22 protein-coding genes are annotated in these 19,861 nt (G+C 65.3%); 13 read left to right on the top strand and 9 right to left on the bottom strand.

Annotated features, from left to right (window positions below; all coding sequences use genetic code 11):
- Window positions 1–12 precede the first annotated feature (12 nt).
- Together IGS74_RS12195 and IGS74_RS12190 are read left to right on the top strand one after the other, a co-directional pair.
- Window positions 13–1,089: a glycosyltransferase family 4 protein gene (locus IGS74_RS12195; RefSeq protein ID WP_206688156.1), complete on the top strand. Its 1,077-nt coding sequence runs from the start codon at window positions 13–15 to the stop codon at window positions 1,087–1,089.
- The gene (locus IGS74_RS12190; RefSeq protein WP_192386425.1) at window positions 1,089–2,264 is read left to right on the top strand and encodes a glycosyltransferase family 4 protein; all 1,176 of its coding nucleotides are present in this window, start codon (window positions 1,089–1,091) and stop codon (window positions 2,262–2,264) included. Before IGS74_RS12195 ends, IGS74_RS12190 begins: the two co-directional genes overlap by 1 nt.
- Here the strand turns inward: IGS74_RS12190 and IGS74_RS12185 are convergent.
- Window positions 2,252–3,199 carry a hypothetical protein gene (locus IGS74_RS12185; RefSeq protein WP_192386423.1) on the bottom strand — a complete coding sequence of 316 codons (948 nt, stop codon included), beginning with the start codon at window positions 3,197–3,199 and terminating at the stop codon, window positions 2,252–2,254. The two genes, IGS74_RS12190 and IGS74_RS12185, sit on opposite strands and share 13 nt — an antisense overlap.
- Window positions 3,196–3,879, bottom strand: coding sequence for a FadR/GntR family transcriptional regulator (locus tag IGS74_RS12180; protein WP_192386421.1), 684 nt, complete (start codon window positions 3,877–3,879; stop codon window positions 3,196–3,198). Before IGS74_RS12180 ends, IGS74_RS12185 begins: the two co-directional genes overlap by 4 nt.
- A gap of 158 nt (window positions 3,880–4,037) precedes the next feature.
- Here IGS74_RS12180 and IGS74_RS12175 point away from each other — a divergent pair, with 158 nt between their 5' ends.
- The 8 genes from IGS74_RS12175 (at window position 4,038) to IGS74_RS12140 (ending at window position 10,769) form a co-directional block, all read left to right on the top strand.
- Window positions 4,038–5,036 (top strand): ABC transporter substrate-binding protein, encoded by a 999-nt coding sequence (locus IGS74_RS12175; protein WP_192386419.1) that lies wholly within the window; start codon window positions 4,038–4,040, stop codon window positions 5,034–5,036.
- A gap of 79 nt (window positions 5,037–5,115) precedes the next feature.
- A complete protein-coding gene (locus IGS74_RS12170) occupies window positions 5,116–5,880 on the top strand; it encodes an ABC transporter permease (RefSeq protein ID WP_246723147.1) in 765 nt (254 codons plus the stop codon).
- A gap of 1 nt (window position 5,881) precedes the next feature.
- The gene (locus IGS74_RS12165) at window positions 5,882–6,688 is read left to right on the top strand and encodes an ABC transporter ATP-binding protein (RefSeq protein WP_039194495.1); all 807 of its coding nucleotides are present in this window, start codon (window positions 5,882–5,884) and stop codon (window positions 6,686–6,688) included.
- A 5-nt stretch (window positions 6,689–6,693) separates the two neighbouring features.
- Window positions 6,694–7,449, top strand: coding sequence for an ABC transporter permease subunit (locus IGS74_RS12160; RefSeq protein ID WP_192386415.1), 756 nt, complete (start codon window positions 6,694–6,696; stop codon window positions 7,447–7,449).
- Window positions 7,446–8,153: a fumarylacetoacetate hydrolase family protein gene (locus IGS74_RS12155; protein ID WP_039194093.1), complete on the top strand. Its 708-nt coding sequence runs from the start codon at window positions 7,446–7,448 to the stop codon at window positions 8,151–8,153. The genes IGS74_RS12160 and IGS74_RS12155 overlap by 4 nt, the downstream gene beginning before the upstream one ends.
- Window positions 8,154–8,223: 70 nt before the next feature.
- Complete coding sequence (locus IGS74_RS12150) at window positions 8,224–9,033, top strand: LssY C-terminal domain-containing protein (RefSeq protein WP_192386413.1); 810 nt, start codon at window positions 8,224–8,226, stop codon at window positions 9,031–9,033.
- Between the two features lie 64 nt (window positions 9,034–9,097).
- Window positions 9,098–9,649, top strand: coding sequence for a TetR/AcrR family transcriptional regulator (locus IGS74_RS12145; RefSeq protein ID WP_192386411.1), 552 nt, complete (start codon window positions 9,098–9,100; stop codon window positions 9,647–9,649).
- On the top strand, window positions 9,642–10,769 hold the full coding sequence (locus IGS74_RS12140; RefSeq protein WP_192386409.1) for an MFS transporter: 1,128 nt from the start codon (window positions 9,642–9,644) through the stop codon (window positions 10,767–10,769). The genes IGS74_RS12145 and IGS74_RS12140 overlap by 8 nt, the downstream gene beginning before the upstream one ends.
- Here IGS74_RS12140 and IGS74_RS12135 read toward each other — a convergent pair.
- Window positions 10,753–11,364, bottom strand: a complete 612-nt coding sequence (locus IGS74_RS12135; RefSeq protein ID WP_192386407.1) for an NAD(P)-dependent oxidoreductase — start codon at window positions 11,362–11,364, stop codon at window positions 10,753–10,755. The genes IGS74_RS12140 and IGS74_RS12135 overlap by 17 nt on opposite strands.
- Before the next feature lie 123 nt (window positions 11,365–11,487).
- Here IGS74_RS12135 and IGS74_RS12130 point away from each other — a divergent pair, with 123 nt between their 5' ends.
- Window positions 11,488–11,853, top strand: coding sequence for a helix-turn-helix domain-containing protein (locus IGS74_RS12130; protein ID WP_192386405.1), 366 nt, complete (start codon window positions 11,488–11,490; stop codon window positions 11,851–11,853).
- Here the strand turns inward: IGS74_RS12130 and ugpC are convergent.
- Genes ugpC through IGS74_RS12100 form a run of 6 tightly spaced genes read right to left on the bottom strand, consistent with a single transcriptional unit; the run spans window position 11,832 to window position 17,995 of the window.
- On the bottom strand, window positions 11,832–12,860 hold the full coding sequence (ugpC, locus tag IGS74_RS12125) for a sn-glycerol-3-phosphate ABC transporter ATP-binding protein UgpC (RefSeq protein ID WP_192386403.1): 1,029 nt from the start codon (window positions 12,858–12,860) through the stop codon (window positions 11,832–11,834). The two genes, IGS74_RS12130 and ugpC, sit on opposite strands and share 22 nt — an antisense overlap.
- Before the next feature lie 31 nt (window positions 12,861–12,891).
- The gene (locus IGS74_RS12120) at window positions 12,892–13,944 is read right to left on the bottom strand and encodes a Gfo/Idh/MocA family oxidoreductase (protein ID WP_192386401.1); all 1,053 of its coding nucleotides are present in this window, start codon (window positions 13,942–13,944) and stop codon (window positions 12,892–12,894) included.
- A gap of 20 nt (window positions 13,945–13,964) precedes the next feature.
- Window positions 13,965–14,801 (bottom strand): carbohydrate ABC transporter permease, encoded by an 837-nt coding sequence (locus tag IGS74_RS12115; protein WP_192386399.1) that lies wholly within the window; start codon window positions 14,799–14,801, stop codon window positions 13,965–13,967.
- Window positions 14,802–14,810: 9 nt separating this feature from the next.
- Window positions 14,811–15,734, bottom strand: coding sequence for a sugar ABC transporter permease (locus IGS74_RS12110; protein WP_039194105.1), 924 nt, complete (start codon window positions 15,732–15,734; stop codon window positions 14,811–14,813).
- A gap of 27 nt (window positions 15,735–15,761) precedes the next feature.
- A complete protein-coding gene (locus IGS74_RS12105) occupies window positions 15,762–17,039 on the bottom strand; it encodes an ABC transporter substrate-binding protein (RefSeq protein WP_192386397.1) in 1,278 nt (425 codons plus the stop codon).
- Between the two features lie 53 nt (window positions 17,040–17,092).
- Entirely contained in the window at window positions 17,093–17,995 is a 903-nt protein-coding gene (locus tag IGS74_RS12100; RefSeq protein ID WP_192386395.1) for an N-acetylmuramic acid 6-phosphate etherase, read from the bottom strand.
- A 227-nt stretch (window positions 17,996–18,222) separates the two neighbouring features.
- On the opposite strand from IGS74_RS12100, the gene IGS74_RS12095 reads away from it, so the two are divergent.
- Both IGS74_RS12095 and IGS74_RS12090 read left to right on the top strand, forming a co-directional pair.
- Window positions 18,223–19,107: a BadF/BadG/BcrA/BcrD ATPase family protein gene (locus IGS74_RS12095; protein WP_192386393.1), complete on the top strand. Its 885-nt coding sequence runs from the start codon at window positions 18,223–18,225 to the stop codon at window positions 19,105–19,107.
- Window positions 19,104–19,859, top strand: a complete 756-nt coding sequence (locus IGS74_RS12090; protein WP_192386391.1) for a GntR family transcriptional regulator — start codon at window positions 19,104–19,106, stop codon at window positions 19,857–19,859. The genes IGS74_RS12095 and IGS74_RS12090 overlap by 4 nt, the downstream gene beginning before the upstream one ends.
- Window positions 19,860–19,861: the final 2 nt, after the last annotated feature.

Raw genomic sequence — 19,861 nt, 5'->3', positions numbered from 1 at the left:
CAAGGACTGCGCATGGCCAGCACGCACAATACCTCATCGCCGCTTCGTGTTGCCCAGGTCGCCCCCGGAATCTTTCCGGTCCCACCCCGCGACCATGGCGGAACGGAACGCATGATCGGTGACCTTTGCGTTTCTCTCAAACAAGCTGGGGTTGAAGTAACGCTGTTTGCGCCTTCGGATAGTGCGGCATCGGTGCCGCAGGTCGGTCGCCTGCCGAGTTTGCTTAGCCTGGAAAAGAAATATGGTTCCGTTCCGCCGTCGATCCCGGCGGTCCTGGAAGCAGTTCGGATGGAAGAACTAAGGCTGGCAGTGGATAATTTTGATATTATCCACTGCCACGGCGAATTTTTCCATGCGGCACTATTAGGCGACCGGCGCCGACATTCGGTAACGACAATCCATTGGCGTGTGGACGAGCTCGACCGCGAACTGTTCTTCGCATCCTTTCCCGACCTTCCCGTCGCGGCCATCTCCGCCGCGCAGAACGCCATGCTGCCTCCGGCAAACCGGACCCGCGTGGTCCATCACGGAATTGCCCGGGACCGGTATGCCGCAGGGCCGGGAAAGGGCGGCTACCTTGCCTTCATCGGTCGGATGACGGATCAGAAGCGTCCGGACACTGCCATCCGCGCGGCACGCGCCGCAGGCTGGAAGATCAAGCTGGCCGGTACGGTGGATGTCGGCAACCCGCTGTATTTCGAGAGGGAGGTCGCGCCTTTGCTGGGGCCCGACGCGGTGTACGAGGGCCCCCTGGACGATGCAGGCAAGCAGCAGCTTCTGCAGGATGCCGGCGCGCTCTTGTTTCCCGTCGACTGGCCGGAGCCCTTCGGCCTGGTGATGATCGAAAGCATGGCCTGCGGCACGCCGGTCATTGCATGGAACAAGGGTTCCGTATCCGAGATCGTGGAAGACGGCGCCTCCGGCTTCATCGTGGAGGACGAAGCCGAGGCTGTCTCGGCCATAAGGCGCCTGGGTGATCTGGACCGGGGCGTCGTACGGCAGCGCTTCGAGGCGCGTTTCACCTCCGAGCGCATGGCCGCCGACTATATCGCGCTCTACCGCTCGCTCCTGGCCGGAAGGGCGGGCTGATGCGGTGTTGCCTTCTGGCCTGGGATTATCCGCCGTCGCCGAGCGGCCTTTCAACTGCCGCACGGGAAATCGCCGAAAGCCTTGCAGCCTCCGGCTGCGATATGACCGTCGTGACGCTGGATCGACGCGGCAGTCAGCAGGAGCACGGGGTGCGGCTGGTCGGCGCCGCCATAGATAAGGGGTCTTCGCTGGCGCGGCTGCGGCGGTGGGGCGGTATCGGCCACCTTGCGGCGCCTGTCGGGTTTCGGCGCACGGTCGCGGCGCTGCACCGCGAACGGCCATTCGATATCGTGGAGGCGACGAACTGGTATGCACCGGCAGCCCTGCTTGGCCGCCCCGGGGACGCACCGCTGGTTACGCGCATGTCGACGCCGGCCGCATATTCCCGAACCGCGGCGCAGGGCGTGCGCGAGAAGCTCGACGCCATGGCGGCAGACCGGCTGGAGCGTCGACAGATCGCACGGTCCATTGGGCTTATCTCCAACTCGGCCGAGCATGCGCGCGGCATGGAAAGCCATTACGGCATCGGGAGCGGCGTTCCGCATGCGGTGATCGGCCTTTCCCTCCCGCCGGAGTTTCTGGCCGTGGCGGCGGACGCGCCGTTCGATGCCGCCGGCCCGGCGCGAATCCTGTTCGTCGGCCGGGCGGAAGAGCGGAAAGGCTTTGCAGAATTGCTGGCCGCGGTGGAGCGGCTGGCCGAAGAGGCGGAAACCGGTTCCGGCCCGCAGTTTTCGCTGCGACTTCTTGGCGTATCCGATGCCGACCTGCCGGGCGGACTTTCACCCGCTGCCCGAGCCCGGATAGATGCTCTCGGGCGCCAGCCTCAGGAGCGCCTGATGCGCGAATATACGGACGCGCACATCGTTGCTGCGCCCTCGCGCTATGAAAGCTTCGGCCTCGTCTATCAGGAGGCGTTGGCCTTCGGACGGGTCCTCCTGGCCAGCGCGACGGATTCCAGCGCGCGCGATTTCGTGGCCGATGGCGGGGTCCTGGCGGAGAACACATCGGCGGACGCCATCACCGAAGCCCTGCGCCCGCTGATCGCCTCGGCCGATTTGCGCCTGCACCACCGGGAACGAGCCTTGAAGGCGGCGGGACGGTTTACCAGGCAGTCGCTGGCGCGACAGACGCTCGATCTCTACCGCGCGGCCATCGCACGCCATCAGGGGCGATAGGGCGTCAGAAGCTCGCGCGTTTCCGTCAGGCGGCCGTGTCCGGGGGACAGCCCCTCGTAGATCTGCGAGCGGCGCACGACGCGTTCCCTGTCCAGCACATGCTCGATGGCGCCATGAAGTGCGATCGTGCTGCGTTGCCAGGGCCGGTCGGGGCGCTCGTGGACTTGTCCACGATAGCGCACGTCCCGCCGGTTCAGGCGGTACTGCGTATCGGGGAACAGGTCGGACAGGACGCCGTCTACCCTGTTGCGGCGGGCGAGCCCTATGGATACGACGCCTGCCGCCTCGGCGGCGTGGGCCAGAGCGGGCAGCGCCGACGCCGCTTCCGGCGACAAGGTCTCGTCATCGTCCAGTTGCAGCATCCATGGGCTGCCGCCAAGACCTTGAAGGGCATTGCGCTGGCCCGCGAAATCGCCCTCCATCGGGCGGAAGGCGATCCGCAGACGGCCTTCACGCAAGTCGCGGCGCACGGCCCCGTCGCACAGGACGATGGCCTCGGACGCCCATTCGAGATGGCGCCGCGCCTGGTCCACGCAGGCATCCAGTCTGTCGGCCCGGCACATGATGCCCAGCGCTACGGGAAGACGCGGAGCGGTTTTCAGCGTCACCAGGCGCGCCCGCGCCTGGAGGGGCGAATGGGGCGCAGACAAGGCGCGGTACTGGCGGTGGCCGCAGGGCAGGGCCAGCGCCGCAAACCGCGTTGCCGCTATGCGCAGCGTGTAGATATCGAGCCCCAGCTCCGCCGGCGGTACAAAAACCGGGCCGTCGAGGGCGACTGAGAGGGCGTTGCGAAGCCGCGCGGTGCTGCGCCGATGCAGCAAGAGGCCGCAGGACAGGCATGCTAGCGGAAATCGCCGCAGGCCTGCCGACGGGTCCAGAAGATGACGCCGCGTCGGCGCAATGGCGCGGGCGTCGCAGACGGGGCAGCGCGTCACGCGTTTTTCAGGTTGCGTTCGACGCTCTGCAGATGCACGCGCATGGCGTTTGACGCACCTTGCGTATCCCGGTCCTGGATGGCCGCCATGATGGCCTCGTGTTCGGCAAAACTGTGGTGGTTGCCGGGTGGCCTCTTCGGGTTGGCCCGCAACCGACCCCAGTTCACCTGGCGTCGCACGGCATTCAGCGTATCCAGAAGCCCGACCAGAAGCGTATTCTGGGTCGCCTCGGCGACGGTCCGGTGAAACTGGTTGTCCCAGCTTTCATATTGCCGCCAGTCCGGCGCCGCCAGCATGCGTTCGGTGCATTGGCGCATGCGCGCCAGCGACGCCGGCGTGGCGTTCAACGCCGCCACGCGTGCGATCTCCGGCTCGATGGACAGGCGCGCCCCCATGATCTCGATAGGGTTCGTGCGGCTGGCCATGGCGGCGACATCCGCCGCGCCGTCGATGGGCCGCGCCCCGGTGAACGTGCCCTTGCCGACATGCCGCCACAACACGCCCTCGGCCTCAAGGTCCGCCAACGCCTTGCGCAGCGCGCCGCGGGACAGGCCGAGCGACAATGCAAGATCCCGCTCCGGAGGCAGGCGACCGCCGTCTTCGAGCTCGGCGTGCAGCAGGTATTCCCGCATGCGGGCAAGGGCGGCGTGGTCTGCCGATGGGTCGAGTGAAGCGTACATGTCTTGAACCAATTCAATATTGGTTCAATGTCTACGACACCGGAATTGCGCCGTCAACGGCTTTTGAGTTGACACGCGCTTAACCAAAGCCGTAACAATACAATCATTGGTTCACGAATGCGCCGGTAAGAGCGCATCGAATGTCCAGGGAGGAAATCATGTCAGGAATGAAGCTGCGAGCCCTCAGGAGGTTCGCTCTGGCCGCGACACTTCTCGCATCCGCAAGCGTCGTCACGGCGCCCGCGCTGGCCGACCCCATGCGTATCGCGTTCGGCGATATCGCAACGGTGGAAACCTTGCACCTGATGGCCGCCATCGAGCGGGCGCGCGAGGCGGGGGTCGAGATCGACGTCACCTACCTGAAGTCCGAGGATATCGCCGCCCAGGCGGTGGTCAGCGGACAAGCCGATATCGGTGTCGGCGGACCCTATGCGCTCATCCAGAAAGTGCGCGCGCCCATCCGCATCTTCATGCAGCTTTCGACCCTGCAGATGTACCCGGTCGTGGATGGGAACACCTACAAGGAGTGGAAGGATCTCGACGGGCAGGAAGTGGCCGTCCACTCGCGCGGGTCGGGCACGGAAGCGCTGATGCAACTGGCGGCCCAGCAGAACGGCATCAGCTATTCCCGCATCTCCTATATCCCAGGCGCCGAAGTGCGGACCGGCGCGCTGCTGCAGGGCAACGTCAAGGCAACCATCGTCGATGCATCCGGCCGCCGCATTCTCGAGCGCGAGGCGCCGGATCGCTTCATCTTCCTGCCGCTCGACACGGCTCCGGCCACGGACGAGGCGCTGTTCGCCAACACGGACTACCTGCGCGAGAACGAAGAGGACGTCGCCAAGCTGGTGGAGGCGATCCTGACCACCTGGCGCGAAGTGGCCGAAAACCCCGCCGTCATGGTGGAGTTGCGGGAGAAGTACAACCTGCTGCCCGATGCGAGCGCCGAAACCGTCGCCGAAATCGAGCCCTATTTCACCGGGGCGGCGGAAGCGGGATTGCCGGTCAACGGTGGCGGCGAGGCCGCGGCACGCGGCGACTTCGAGTTCTATACCGTTTCGGGCGCGCTCACGGGCGAGCCGTCCGAGCTTAAGGTCGAGGATTTCTGGGACCTCGATGCGCTCAACGCCGCCCTCGCCAAGCTTGGCTCGTCTTGAGGGTGATGCCATGACCTCCTATACCAAGACGGGTGAAGCCGGTGGCGTGCACCGCGCTGTCGACGACACGATACGCGGGATGGCCCGGGTCTTCGACCGGGTGCCTGCGCTGTGGTCGGTGGCCTCTCTTGCAGTTCTGTGCATCGCGTGGCAGATCGCCGGCCTCGTCCCGATCAGCTTCGCGTTTCCGACCTTCACCGACACGTTGGCCGCATTCCTGCAGATGCTGTTCGACGGCAGCCTCGGCTACGCTTTCTTCATCACGCTGCAGCCCCTTGTGCTCGGCGTGGCGATCTCGGCAACGCTGGGTGTCGGACTGGGCGTCCTGATGGGCCTGTCACCCAAGGCGGAATGGTTCTTCGCACCGGTGTTCATCGTGTTGCAGGCAGCGCCCATGGCGGCGCTGGTGCCGCTCGTCACCTTCGTCTACGGCATCGGCCTGACGGCCAAGACATTGGCCGTCATCATGCTGGCGCTGCCGGTCATCGCGCTCAACTCCTACAAGGCGGTGCGCCACGTCAATCCTTCGCTGGTGGCCATGTGCCGCTCCTTCCAGGGCACGCGCATGCAGCGCGTGTTCAAGATCATCATCCCCGACGCATCGCCCGTCATCTTCGCCGGGCTTCGTCTGGGCGTCGCCGCAGGCTACATCGGCGTCATGCTGGCAGAGCTTCTGATTACGCCCACGGGGATAGGCGACCTCATCACCTATCATCGCTCGGTGGCGGATTACGCGCATATGTATGCCGCCGTCGCCTCCATCATCGTCCTGTCGATGCTTACCCTCGTCGCCCTGCAGCGCATCGAGACGCGCTACCTGCGGCCGGAAAGACGGAGTGCCTGAGATGTCAAACACAGTGCGGGCGGAAAGCGCCCATGCCTTCGATGAAGCCGGCGGCGACACGGTCGTCGAGGTTTCCGGGATCTGCAAGACCTATGGCGATGTCGAGGCGCTGCGCAATGTCGACCTGGGGTTCGAACGGGGCAAGCTGACGACGCTCCTCGGCCCGTCCGGATGCGGCAAGACGACCCTGTTGAAGATCATCGCCGGGCTGGTGCCGGCGACGGCAGGGCAGGTGCGCGTCAACGGACGCGTGGTAACGGGGCCAGGGCCGGAACGCGCTTTCGTATTCCAGGACTTCGCATTGATGCCCTGGGCCACGGTCATGCGCAACGTCGCCTTCGGGCTGGAATTGCGGGGCGTCGGCCAGGCCGAGCGTCGCCGCGTGGCGCAGCGCTACATCGACGAGGTGGGGCTGAGCGGGTTCGAGGAGAAATATCCGCATGAGCTGTCGGGCGGCATGAAGCAGCGCGTCGGCATCGCCCGCGCCTTCGCCGTCAACGCCGACGTGCTGCTGCTGGACGAGCCCTTCTCGGCGGTGGACGAGCAGAACCGCCGCAAGTTCCAGGAAGACCTGTTGCGGCTGGTGGCCTTGGAAAACAAGACCTTCCTGTTCGTGACGCACTCCATCGAGGAAGCGGTCTACGTCTCGGACCGGATCGTGCTTCTGTCGCCGCGTCCCGGCCGCATCTCGCGTATCATCGACCCGAAGATCGACAGGTCCACCACCCCCGACGAGATCCGCCGCGACCCCGGCTATCTCGATACGGTGGAAGAGATCTGGCACGGCCTTCGGCATTACGCGGAGTAGGGGCCATGACGCTTTTCGGAATCCGTATCCCGATGATGGCGTCCCTGATCGTCTGGGCTCTCCTTTGGGAGGTCGTCGGCCGCATGGACCTCATCTTCCTCATCCCGCCCATGAGCGACATCATCGAGGCCGGCATCCGGCTGGTACAGAGCCAGTCCTGGCAGAACGCCTCCATCATCACCGTGCGCAGCTTCCTGATCGGCATGGCGTTCGCCATCGGCGTCGGCGTGCCGCTCGGTATCCTGATGGGCCTGTTCAAGTCGGTCGACAAGTTGATGGCCCTGTGGGTCAACATGTTCGTCTCGGCGCCGCTGTCGGCGCTGGTCCCGGTGCTGATGATCCTGTTCGGCCTCGGGGAAACCACGGTCATCGTCACCGTCTTCCTGTTCGCGGTGTGGATCATCGTGCTGGATGCCCGCGCCGGGGTCATGCAGGTTCCCCGCTCGCTGTTCGAGATGGGGCGCAGCTACGGAGCCGGTCCGTGGACATTGTTCCGAAAGATCGTGCTTCTGTCGGCCCTGCCGGAAATCCTGGCCGGTATAAGAATTGGTCTCATTCGTGGGGTCAAAGGGGTGGTCATCGGACAGATTCTCGTTTCCATTATCGGCTACGGTGAATTGTTCGAAAGCTTCTCCCGCAATTTCGAGATGGCCAGTTTCTGGGCACTGACCATCATTCTGTTTGCCGCCGCCATGCTGCTGTCGGCATTCGTCGAACATTTCGAGTCCAGGATCGAGTACTACGCTGGAGCAAGATCATGAACGTGCATACCGCTTCCGATTCCTACGTCTTCACGCCTCTTCCCATACCGACGCTTCCGGTGGCCGGCACGGACAAGCTGTTCCCGGTGCATCGCATCTACTGCGTGGGCCGCAACTTCGCCGACCATGCGATCGAAATGGGACACGACCCGAACCGGGAGCCGCCCTTCTTCTTCCAGAAGAACCCCGATACGCTGGTTCTGTCGGGGCAGGATTTTCCGTATCCTTCGTCCACCAAGGACGTGCACCACGAGATCGAGCTCGTCGTGGCCCTGCATAAGGGCGGCAAGGACATCCCGCTCGACGCCGCCATGTCGCATGTCTTCGGCTATGCCGTCGGCCTCGACATGACCCGCCGCGACCTGCAGGGCGAGGCCAAGAAGATGGGCCGCCCCTGGGAAACGGGCAAGGCGTTCGAGGCATCCGCGCCCTGCACACCGCTGGTGCCCGCCGCTGACGCGGGCGATATCACCTCGGGTGCGATCTGGCTCAAGGTCAATGGCGAGACCCGCCAGAGCGGAGACCTGAACCAGATGATCTGGAAGGTGCCGGAAATGATCTCCTATCTGTCCGGCCTGTTCGAGTTGCAGCCCGGCGACCTGATCTTCGCCGGAACGCCGGCCGGGGTCGGCGCCGTCGAGCGCGGCGACGAGATGCTGGGCCATGTCGACGGCATCGGGGAGTTGCGCACGCGCGTCGCCTGACGCATCGTCGGCCATGGCCCCGTCCGCCGCCTGGCGGGCGGGGCCGCCCACCGCCGGATGCCGCCATACCATGAGCCTTTTCGTCCGCTGGCTGCAGCGACTTGTCCTGGCCGTCATCGCGGCACTGACCATCTGGCTCGTCGTGGTGCAGATCTTCGACCGGGTGGACCGGCGGCTTCCCTGGTTCGTCGCGCTTCTCTGCACCTATTTCGTCGCCGCCTATGTGATCCTGCCGCTGGTGTTGCGGATCACCGTCACCCTGACCCGCGGCAACCGGATACCGCGCGTGACGCGCGCCGGGGACGGCATCCCTGCGGACCCTGTCAACATCGTGCTGGCCGGATCGCTTGCGGACCTGAAATCGGGTTTCGAAAAAGCCGGCTGGGCGCAGGCCGATCCGCTGACGCTGCGTACGAGCTGGCGGATGATCGTGTGCTTCGTCACCAACCGGCCCTATCCCGGCGCACCCTTCAGTCCGCTGTTCCTGTTCGGGCGGCGGCAGGATATCGGCTTTCAGGAAGATGTCGGCGACAGCCCCCGCAAGCGCCATCATGTCCGGTTCTGGGCGGCGGAGGCGGAGCCGGCGTTCGATGCCGTGGCCGCTGCCTTCTGGAGCCGCCGGACCACGGTTTCCGCCGATCGGGCGCAAGTGTGGGTGGGAGCTGGCACGCAGGATCTCGGCTTCGGCCTGCAATCCATGACGTTCCAGATCTCGCACCGGGTGGACCGCCATTCCGATCCGGAGCGAGACCATATCGTCGCTGCCCTGCGGTCGGCGGGCGCGATCCGGGACGTCCGCTTCATCGAGGCCGGGCAGCCCGTCGGCTCGCGGTTCAAGTCCGATGGCGGCATCGTGCAGGCCACCCTGTCCCAAGTCTGATCCAAAGCCCCACGCCCCGCCGCGTCGGCTTGACCTGTAAAACGATCGCTTTACATGCCCGTCGATGAGCAAGGATGAAGAAATTGTTCGCGGCGCGGAGGCCGTCTTCGACAATAACGGCTTCCGGGCGCCCGGCGTCGATGCGGTGCTTGCGCCGTCCGGAGCATCCACGCGCACGCTCTACAAGCATTTCGGCTCGCGCGATGGGCTTGTGCTCGCCGTTCTCGACCATCGGCACAATGCCTTCATGGCGCGGCTGGCCGGCGGGCGTGCCGCGCCCAACCCCGTGGCGGCCCTGTTCGATACGCTTGAAAAGTGGATCGACGAGCATGGTGCCCGGGGCTGCATGCTGCTGCGCGCCCGCGCCGAATACGCGCAGGCCAACGCCGATATCGCCCGGGTCGTGGCAAGGCAGAAGGCGGAGTTCGAAGCCGAGGTGGCACAGCGTGTTGCCAGCACGCTCGGTCGGCCGGATGCCGGCCTGTCGCGCCAGATATGGATGCTCTTCGAGGGTGCAACCGCCACCGCCGCCGTCGTTGGCGCCGGTTGCATAAAGGAGGCAAAGCAGGCTGCTGACGTCTTGCTGCAGCACGCGCGGGAACGCGGAATTGTCTAGCAACCTCAACATCGTCGCTGCCGGATTCTGCCTGACCGCGCTGACCTACGGGCTTGCGCGCTTTGCCTTCGGCCTGCTTCTGCCCGGTATTGGCGCGGAGCTGAACCTCAGCGCAACCGCCGCCGGCTGGATCGGCGGCGGTTCCTTTGCCGCCTACTGCGTCGGCATCGTCTTCACGGCCATCTGGGGCGCACGCAATGCGGAGCGGACCAACGCGATGCTGGCCGGCGGTGTGGCGACATGCGGTCTGGCTCTCGCCGCCCTCGCTCCGTCAGCCATGACGATGGGCCTCGCAATGGCGCTGGCCGGATTGAGCACGGGGCTGACATCGCCGCCGCTGGCCGCCGCCGTGGCACGCGCCTTCGCCCGGCACATGCAGGCCAGGGCCAACGGTGCGATCAATTCCGGTACGGCGGCAGGGATCGTCCTTTCCGGCATCGCCGTTCTGTCGCTCGCCTTCGGCTGGCGCCAGCTTTACGCCGCCTTCGCCTTCACGGGGTTGGCGATCACTGCATGGCTATGGTTCGCCATTCCGGCGGGCAGGGGCCTTGAAGCCGCAAGGCAAGCGCCTCTGGCGCTTCTGAAGCGACATGGAATTGCCGCGCTGACCATCGCCGCTTTCCTGATGGGTGCAGGCTCGACCGCCGTCTGGACGTTCGGGGCAACAATCCTGCGGGACGAGTATGCGTTCGACGACAGGGGCATCGCGCTTGCCTGGATCGTGTTGGGCGTGGCCGGGACCGGCGGGGTGGCGACGGGCATGCTGACGGATCGCTTCGGCATCGGCCCCGTCCACCGCATCAGCGTCGGTGCGCTGGCGCTGGCAATCGGCCTGATTGCCTTTGCCGGCGAGCAACCGGCTTTCGCCTTCGCTGCGATGGCGCTGTTCGGTCTTGCCTATATCGTGTCTACCGGTGCTCTGCTCTTATGGGGCATTGCGATCCTCAAGGACCAGCCGGCACTTGGGCTCGGCTATCCGTTCCTGGTGGTGGCGCTTGGCCAGACGGCGGGCGCGCCGCTGTTCGGCATGGTCTACGACCAGGCGGGAAGCGGTCCGGCCCTCGGCGGGGCGGCCCTTGCGATGGCCGCCTCCGCCATTCCGATCAGTAGCCGACGGTGAAGCGGGCGCGGATGTGCTGCGGCCTTTCCAGCTCGTCCACCAGCGCAATGGCGAAATCCTCGAACGAGATGCGTGATCCCGCTTCATTCGACAACAGCGTATCCTTGCCGAGGCGGAACGTGCCCGTTCTTTCGCCGGGCACGAACTCTGCCGATGGCGAGATGAAGGTCCATTCGAGGTCGTCCGCCTTGCGGATGAGATCGAGGAACTCGGCGCCCTTGCCGGCCTCTGCCTTGTACGCTTCCGGGAAGTCCGGCAGGTCGATGAGGCGCTGGCCGGGCGCCACGTCCAGGCTCCCGGCGCCACCGACGATCAGATAGCGGCGCACGCCAGACTGACGCACGGCCTCGATCAGCGTTTGCGCGTCGCTGGCGGTAAAGTGCACGGAGCTGATGACTGCGTCATGGCCGGCAAGCAGCGCCGCAAGCCCGTCCTTGTCGAAGACATCGCCCTTGACGGCGGTGACGTTCGGCAGGTCGGCGATCTTGTCCGGGTTGCGGGCGATGGCCGTAACCCGGTGGCCACGATCCGACAGCTCTTTCAAGATCCGTGAGCCGGCATTTCCGGATGCACCGATAAGCGCCACTTTTGCCATCTGGTTATCTCCTTGGTATGATTTCAGGACTTGGTCTTTATTGCAGACCAAAGGGTAGGACGCCGTGCCCATGCCCGCAAGTAGTCACGCCGCGCTGACCGGCCCTGACAACCGGAGCTATTCATGCTGTTAAGCGAAACGAAGTTCGACCAACCCTGTCCGATCCGCGACGTGCTGGACCGGATCGGAGACCAATGGAGCCTGCTCGTCATCGACGCCCTCGCTGGCGGCACGCGCCGGTTCGGCGAGCTGACCCGCAGTGTCGACGACATTTCGCGACAGATGCTGTCGAAGACGTTGAAGCGGCTGGAGCAGGACGGGCTGGTCAAGCGGACCGTGTATGCGGAAATCCCGCCGCGCGTGGATTACGACCTGACCCCGCTGGGCAGGTCCTTTCTTGTGCCGATGCGATCGCTGGTGGCCTGGGCGGACAACAACCATGGGGCGATCGTGGCGGCTCGGGCGGGCTACAAGGGCGGCGCGGACTGATCGCCCCTCAGGGTTTTTCCGTCCGCGTCGAAGCGGTGGACACGGCCGGGCCTTGGCTGCAGGCCGATGGATTGTCCCGCCTCCAGCGGACTTTCCTCCGGCAGCCGCACCGTCAGTTCCTCCGTGTCGGATATGGCGACGTAAAGGTAGGTGTCGGAGCCCAGATGCTCGGCGTGGCGGATCGTGCCACGCCATTGGCCGCCCTCGGCGACGACCTCGAGATGCTCGGGCCGCACGCCGATCCGCGTTGCGCCGAGGGCTTCGGCATGCGGTCCCCCCAGGAAATTCATGCGCGGTGAGCCGATGAACCCGGCGACGAACAGTGTGTCCGGACGGTTGTAAAGGTCTATCGGCCGGCCGATCTGTTCGACCCGGCCGGCGTTGAGAACGACAATCTTGTCGGCAAGTGTCATCGCTTCCACCTGGTCATGCGTCACATAGACCATCGTGGCGCCGAGAGCCCTGTGGAGCCGTGCGATCTCCAGGCGCGTGTTGACGCGCAGGGCGGCGTCCAGGTTGGACAAGGGCTCGTCGAAGAGGAACAGGGTCGGATCCCGCACGATCGCGCGGCCGATGGCAACGCGTTGCCGCTGTCCGCCCGACAATTCGGCGGGACGACGCGCAAGGAGGGGTGTCAGCTCCAGCATCGCCGCGGCCTCCGCCACGCGCCGCGTCCGCTCGGCCTTGTCCACCCCCTCCTGCTTGAGGGCGAGGTCCATGTTGCCGGACACCGTCAGATGCGGATACAGCGCATAGGACTGGAACACCATGGCGATGCCGCGTTTGGCCGGCTCGACTCCATCCATCACGCGGCCGGCGATCTCCACATGACCGCTGGTTTGCGTTTCCAGGCCGGCGATGATGCGCAGGAGCGTGGATTTGCCGCATCCGGAAGGACCGACGAAGACCACGAACTCACCTTCCTCGACCTTCAGGTCTATGCCCTTCAGCACATCCGTCGCTCCGAAGGATTTGGCGATGGCTTTCAACTCGAGCGATGTCGTCACGAGGCGGTCTCCGTGCGCGTGCCGGGGCGGGTCATAGCTTTACGATGCGGCCTTCCCGCATGCTCATGTCCGCTCCCAGGACGATCTCCAGCGAGCGGACCGCGTCTTCATTGTGGCGGGAGAGGTCGGTATCGTTCCGTATGGCCTGCAACAGGAATGCCTGCTCGCGCTCGCACAGCGCCTGGTGGTCGGGCTCGTCCGCCGTGGAATGCCATTCGTCGGGGCCGGCAAAGCCGCCATCCGCACCAAGGGCGGCGCGGTGCACGCGGATCTTCGCCGTCCTGGTATGGGTATCGATATCGGACGAGGATGCGCCTTCGCCCAGCACGATCGACGCCGAGCCGCCGGGGCTCATCACGTCTTTCACGAAAAACGCCGTCTCCGACATCATCGGGCCCCAGCCGGCCTCGTACCAGCCGACCGAGCCGTCGGCGAACAGAACCTGAAGATGCCCGTAATTGACCTGGTCGCCGGCGATCTCGTTGGAAAGGCGCACTCCCATGCCCCGTACCTCGACCGGGGGCGCATCGGTGATCTGGCACATCACATCCACATAATGCACGCCGCAATCGACCAATGGCGAGGTCGTCTGCATCAGCCGCTTGTGGATGTCCCATGCCGCGCCGCAGGATTGCTGGTTCAGGTTGAGACGGAACACATAGGGCGGCCCCAGTTCTCGCGCCTTCTCGATGAAAAGCTGCCACGATGGATGGTGCCGCAGGATATAGCCGATGACGAGCTTGCGGCCCGTCCGGCGCGCCACCTCCACCACGCGCCGTGCATCGTCCACGGTGGCGGCCAGCGGCTTTTCCACGAAGACATGCGCGCCGCGCTCCATCGCCGCGATGGCGAAGTCGGCGTGGCTGTCGGTATAGGTGTTGATGGAGACGACATCGGGAGCCGTCGCCAAGCCGGCTTCGAAATCCGCCAGCCGGGGATAGGCAACCAACTCCTGCGGCAGCGCGATGTCGGACCGGTTGTACAGGCCGACGATCTCGAAACCTGGATTGCGATGGTAGGCCAGCGCATGCGAGCGGCCCATCTGGCCGAGGCCGGCGACGAAGACACGAAGCGGTCGGCTCATTGCACCTTTGTTCCCTTCCATCATTTCACCGCGCCGGCGGTGATGCCCCGGATCAACTGGCGCGAGAAGACAAGGTACAGGACGAGCACCGGCAGGATGGCCAGCGAAAGCGCCGCCAGCACCGCCTCCCAGTTGGTGACGTACTGCCCGAGAAAGAGCTGCGCCCCCAGCGTGACCGTCTTGGTGGCTTCGCCCGGCGCCAGGATCAGCGGAAACCACAGGTCGTTCCAGATCGGAATCATGGTGAAGACCGCAACCGTCGCCATGGCCGGGCGCACGAGCGGCAGGACAAGCGTGAAGAAGATGCGATACTCCGAAAGTCCATCCACACGACCGGCGTTCTTGAGGTCGTCGGATACCGTGCGCATGAACTCGGACAGAATGAAGATGGCAAGCGGAAGCCCTTGCGCGGTGTAGACGAGGATCAGTGCCGCCAGCGTGTTGATCAGACCCGTCGCAACCATCATCTGCAGGATCGCGACCGTGCCGAGGCGGATCGGGATCATGATGCCGAGCGCCAGGAACAGGCCGAGAAGGCCGTTGAAGCGGAAGCGATATTCCGACAGCGCAAAGGCGGCCATGGCGCCGAACAGCAGCACCAGGAAAAGCGACGTCACCGTCACAATCATGCTGTTCTGGAAATACAAAAGGAAATTACCCTGCGAGGCGACCATGCGGTAGCCGGCCAGGCTGGCTGTCTCCAGCGAGGGCGGCATCAGCGGCTCGTTGAAAATGCCCCGCCGGGTCTTGAACGAGTTCATCACGACGATTGCCACGGGGGCAACGGCAATGAGCGTGTAGAGCATCAGGGCCAGGTGCACGAAGCCCATGCGCAAGGCCCTGGGAGACTGTGGCATCGACGCCTCCTAGAGCTGGTAGCGGCGCATCCGCCGCTGGATGACGAACAGGTACAGCGAGACACCGGCAAGGATGATGAGGAACATGGCGGTGGCGATGGCCGCGCCCATGTTGCGATCCCCCTGCTGGAGCTGGAAGCCGAAGAATGTGCGGTACAGAAGGGTGCCGAGAATGTCGGTGGACCCATCCGGACCGCCCAGCGCACCCTGCATGGAGTAGATCAGGTCGAAGGCGTTGAAATTGCCGACGAAAGTGAGGATCGAGACAAGGCCGATCGCCGGCAGGATCAGCGGCAGCTTGATCCTGAAGAATTGCGACAGGCCGGTTACCCCGTCGCATTCGGCGGCTTCGATGATCTCGTTGGGGATGGTGAGCAGCGCTGCATAGATCAGCATCATCGGGATGCCGATATTCTGCCAGACGGACACCAGCGAGACAGCCGTCAGCGCATAGGCTTCCTGGCCGAGATAGGGGGCGAACAGGAACCGCAGCCCGACCGCGCTCAACAGGTCGGGCGCGATGCCCCACAGCGGCGACAGGATCAGCTTCCAGATGAACCCGACGATCACGAAGGACAGGATCGTCGGCAGGAAGATGGCTGTCCGGTAGAGGGCAACACCGCGCAGGCGCGGCACCGACATCAGGGCGGCCAGCGCGATGCCCACCGGATTCTGGATCAGCATGTGCATCAGGAAGAAATAGACATTGTTGCCGAGCGCATTCCAGAAGCTCGCCGACCAGCGCGGATCGCCGAACAGGACCTGAAAGTTCGCGAGCCCGACAAAGCCGGTTCCGTCGGGCGTCGTCCGCTCCAGCGCCAGCCAAAGCGTCTGGATCAGCGGAACGATCATGATGGCCGTATAGACCAGCAGGGCCGGTGCGAGGAAGACGGCGATATGCCAGCGCCGTCTCGGCCTGATCGTGTCGGTCATGTCCAGCCGATCCGCTTCGGGTGCGCGTTACTGTCCGGACGGCGCGGCCGGCGCGGCGCCCGGCTTGTACCAGCTATCCAGCCCCGCCTGGAGCTTGGTCGCCGCGTCGGCCGGCGTCTCTGTCAGGTTCATGACATTGGCCGATTGCGCCCATGTTTCGTTCTCGAGGTTCGGCGTGCCGCGCGACAGGATCTGATAGGTGGAGCGGATCGTCGGCTGGCATTCTCCGCGCCATGCGACGAAGCTTTGCGCCAGCGGGTCTTCTATGGCCACATCCGCGTCGATGAGCGGGAAGAAGCCCGGAGCGGCGTTGGCATAGATCTCCGCGAATTCGGGCGTCGCCACCCACTCCAGGAAGGTTTTCGCTGCTTCCTGGTTCGGGCTGGCAGCGTTGACGCCCATGCCGATGTCCGGGTGATCGGAGACGTAGCAGGTGTCGCCGGCATTGACGACGGGCGGCTTGAAGGCGCCCATCTTGAAATCGACCTGCGGCGCGAAGACGGAAATTTCCCAGGAGCCGGTGGGGTAGATGGCGGCGCGGCCGAGCGTGAACAGGTTCTGGCTGTCCGGATAGGTCTGCGCCTGGTAGCCGTCGCCCATATAGTCGGCCCAGCGGGCCAGCACTTCGAAGGGTTTGACCCATGGCTCGTCGGTCAGCTTCTCTTCTCCGCCGATGAGCTTCTTGCGGCCTTCCTCGCCCTTCCAGTAGGTCGGCCCGATGTTCTGGTAGCCCATCGTGGCCGCTTCCCACTGGTCCTTGGTGCCGATGGCAAGGGGCACATAGGTGCCGTCTTCCTTGATCTTGTCGAGGACGGCGAAGAATTCGGCCTCGGTAGTGGGCACCTCCAGCCCGAGCTGCTCGAATGCGTCCATGTTGTACATGAAGCCGTGCAACACCGAAGCCATCGGCACGCAGAAGGTCTTAGACCCGTCATCCGTCGACCATGCCGTCTTTGCGATGGCACTGAAATTCTCCATGCCGGGAAGGTCCGTCAGGTCGCCCAGCTTGCCGTTCTGGAACAGCTGGAGCGAGCCGTCGAAAGGCCGGCAGGCGACGATGTCGCCGGCAGAGCCCGCGTCCAGCTTGGCGGCCAGCGCCGAATTGTACTCGGTCGGGGCGGACGGAGAGAACACCAGCTTGATGTCGGGGTGCTTCGCCTCGAAGGCGGGGATGATCTTCTCCTGCCAGACGGGCAGGTCGTCGTTGCGCCAGCTCTCGATGGTCAGCGTCGTCTGCGCCCAGGCAGGGCCGGCAAGGCCAAGGGCGACAAGGCTGATGGAGGCTTTCAGGACAGGTCTGCTCATTTCCATGTTCCCTTCCCAGGCGGCGTCGGTGCCGGTTCAGTGTCGTTCATGCGTCAATCTCGCAGGCCCGCCAGCGCGCGCCGCAGGCTTCCGTCGGCTGCGACGAGCCGCTGCCGGGCGGACGCGATGTCCTGTGCGCCGGCGGCCAGCAATGCGGCGGGCTTGACGTCGTCATCGGTCTGCCGCAGCGCATCCGCCGCCTTTTGCGGCGATGCGCCGGTGATGTCGCAGACCATGCGGATGGCGCGTGCGCGCAGCTTGTCGTTGTCGGCCCGCAACCCAACCATATGGCCGTCGTGCACATGGCCGCGCCGGATCGCGATAAGGGTGGACAGCATGTTCAGCGCCGCTTTCTGGGCGGTACCGGCGCCCATGCGCGTGGACCCGGCCACAAGCTCGGGCCCCGTATCCAGAAGCACGGCCACCTCGGCCCTTTGCAGGATTGGAGCATCGCGATTGTTGGCGATGGCGATGGTTGCCGCGCCGCGCCCTATGCAGGCGTCCAGCCCCTGTTGGACATAGGGCGTGGAGCCGCTGGCCGAGATTGCAACGACGCAGTCGGCCGGGCCGATGGACGCGGAGAGAACGTCCTGTTCGGCCTGCGCGCGGTCATCCTCGGCGCCGCCGCCGAACTTCGTGACGATATCGTCGCCGCCGGCCAGTATGGTCATGAAGGAAGACGCCGGCTCGCCATAGGTCTGAGGAATTTCGAGCGCATCGCCAAGGGCGATCAGGGCGGGGCTTCCGGCCGCCAGATAGACAAGCCGCCCGCCACGCGACAGCCGCTCCAGCGCCAGTTCGGCCGCGGCCGCCAGTGCCGGGATAGCGCTTTCCACGGCGGCCAGCGCCTGCCTTTGGCCATCGAGCAGACGGCCGAGAATTTCGGCGCCTGGACGTGTGTCTAGCCCGCGCGATGCGGGGTGCAGCGCTTCGGTTGCCCGCAACTCGTCCGTCATGCCCGCCTCCTTGCCGCTGGAGTGCATTGCCACAACCGGTAGTGTTACCAACTTGATGCCATTCGTCCAGATGGCTCGTTAAGATTCTGTCACACGCCGCTTGGTAAGATTGACATAAGTACAAGTTTAGAAAGAGAAATCTGTGTGTTAAATAGTGAATCTCGGGTTCTCCTTGCCGATCCGGCTTATTTTGGTATTGTCGGATAGGGTATCAGGAGATGTCATCGGTGCGAGGCGCAATCCTTCTCGGCGTAGACGGCGGAGGCACTCGGTGCCGCGTTCGCGCCCGGTACGCCGACGGCACTCCCATCGGCGAGGCGTCCGGCGGTACGGCCAACATATTTGCCGGTGTCGACGCGGCCCTTGCCAACATCATTGCCGTTTCAACCGCGGCGCTCGAGGGTGGCGGCCTTTCCGCCAGTGATCTGGCGCTGAGCCACGCAGGCCTCGGACTTGCCGGAGCCAACGTATCGTCCTTCGCGGCGGACCTTGCCGCGCGGCCCATGCCGTTCGCGTCCTATGCGCTGGAAACCGATGCCGTCGTTGCGTGCCGGGGTGCCCATGGCGGCCATGACGGCGCCATCGCCATCCTGGGAACCGGATCCGCTTATGTGCTGCGGCGCGGATCGGCGTTCACGCTGCTGGGCGGTTGGGGGATCGCCGTTTCAGACCAGGGCAGCGGTGCCGACCTCGGCCGTTCAGCCCTGTCCTTCGCGCTTCTGGCGCTCGATGGCGTCGTCGAGGAAACCGCGCTGTGCCATGACATCCTCAGCCAGTTCGACCGGGACCCAGGCGCGCTTGCCGAGTTTGCAAGGGACGCCTTGCCGCGCGACTTCGGCCGCTTCGCGCCACTCGTATGGGAGCGGTTCGACGCCGGCGACGCCATCGCCCTGAGGATCGTGGGCCAGGGCGTGGCGTCCGTCGAACCCATGTTGCGGCGGCTGATGCAACTCGGTGCGCCGGCAATCGCGCTATTGGGCGGGCTTGCGGCCCGCTATCGGCCATTGTTCCCAGCCGATATCCAGGGGCACGTCGTTTCGCCGGTGGGCGATGCCATGGACGGTGCCCTCGATCTGGCGGAAACGCTGCTCCCGGCGGGAGCCAGCGCATGAGTGCGCCGTTCCGCATCGGGCAGTTGGCCGCGGGCGGCGGCCCCTTGTATCTGCGGCTCGGCACGGCCATCCGCGAGGCGGTGGAGCAGGGGGCCTTGCGCGTCGGCCAGGCGCTTCCGTCGGAGCGGGAGCTGGCCCAGAAGGCCGGCGTGTCGCGCGTTACCGTGCGCAAGGCTCTGGAGGGGCTGGTTTCGGAAGGCGTGGTGGAGCAGAGGCACGGCTCCGGCACATTCATCGCCGATCCTGCGCGCCGCAAGCTGCAACAGGGCCTGTCGCATCTGACATCCTTCACCGAAGACATGCGCACACGGGGACGCTTGGCGACGTCCGACTGGCTGACGCGCGCGATCGGCCGGGTGACGCCGGAAGAAGCGCTGCAACTGGCGCTGTCGCCCGGGGAGCCCGTCAGCCGGTTCCACAGGCTTCGGCGTGCCGACGGGCAGCCGATTGCGGTGGAGCGCGCCTGCGTCCCGGCGGCAATCCTGCCGGATCCGGACCTCGTCGCCGCCTCCCTCTACGATGCGATGGCGGTTGCCGGGCATCGGCCCGTCCGGGCGCTGCAACGGTTGGGCGCCGAGAATCTCGGGGCCGAAGATGCGCGTTTGCTGGGCGTTCCCGAAGGCGCCGCCGCCCTGTCCATTCTGCGGGTGTCCTTCGACGCGGCGGGCCAGCCGGTGGAACTGACCCGCTCGCACTACAGGGGAGATGCCTATGACTTCGTCGCCGAGATGGCGCTATCCGGAAAAGGCTGAGC

It is taken from the genome of Aureimonas sp. OT7 (assembly GCF_014844055.1).
Lineage (GTDB): Bacteria > Pseudomonadota > Alphaproteobacteria > Rhizobiales > Rhizobiaceae > Aureimonas > Aureimonas altamirensis_A.
The sequence above is the reverse complement of the archived record's forward strand: the minus strand, read 5'-3'. Positions and strand labels throughout refer to the sequence as shown.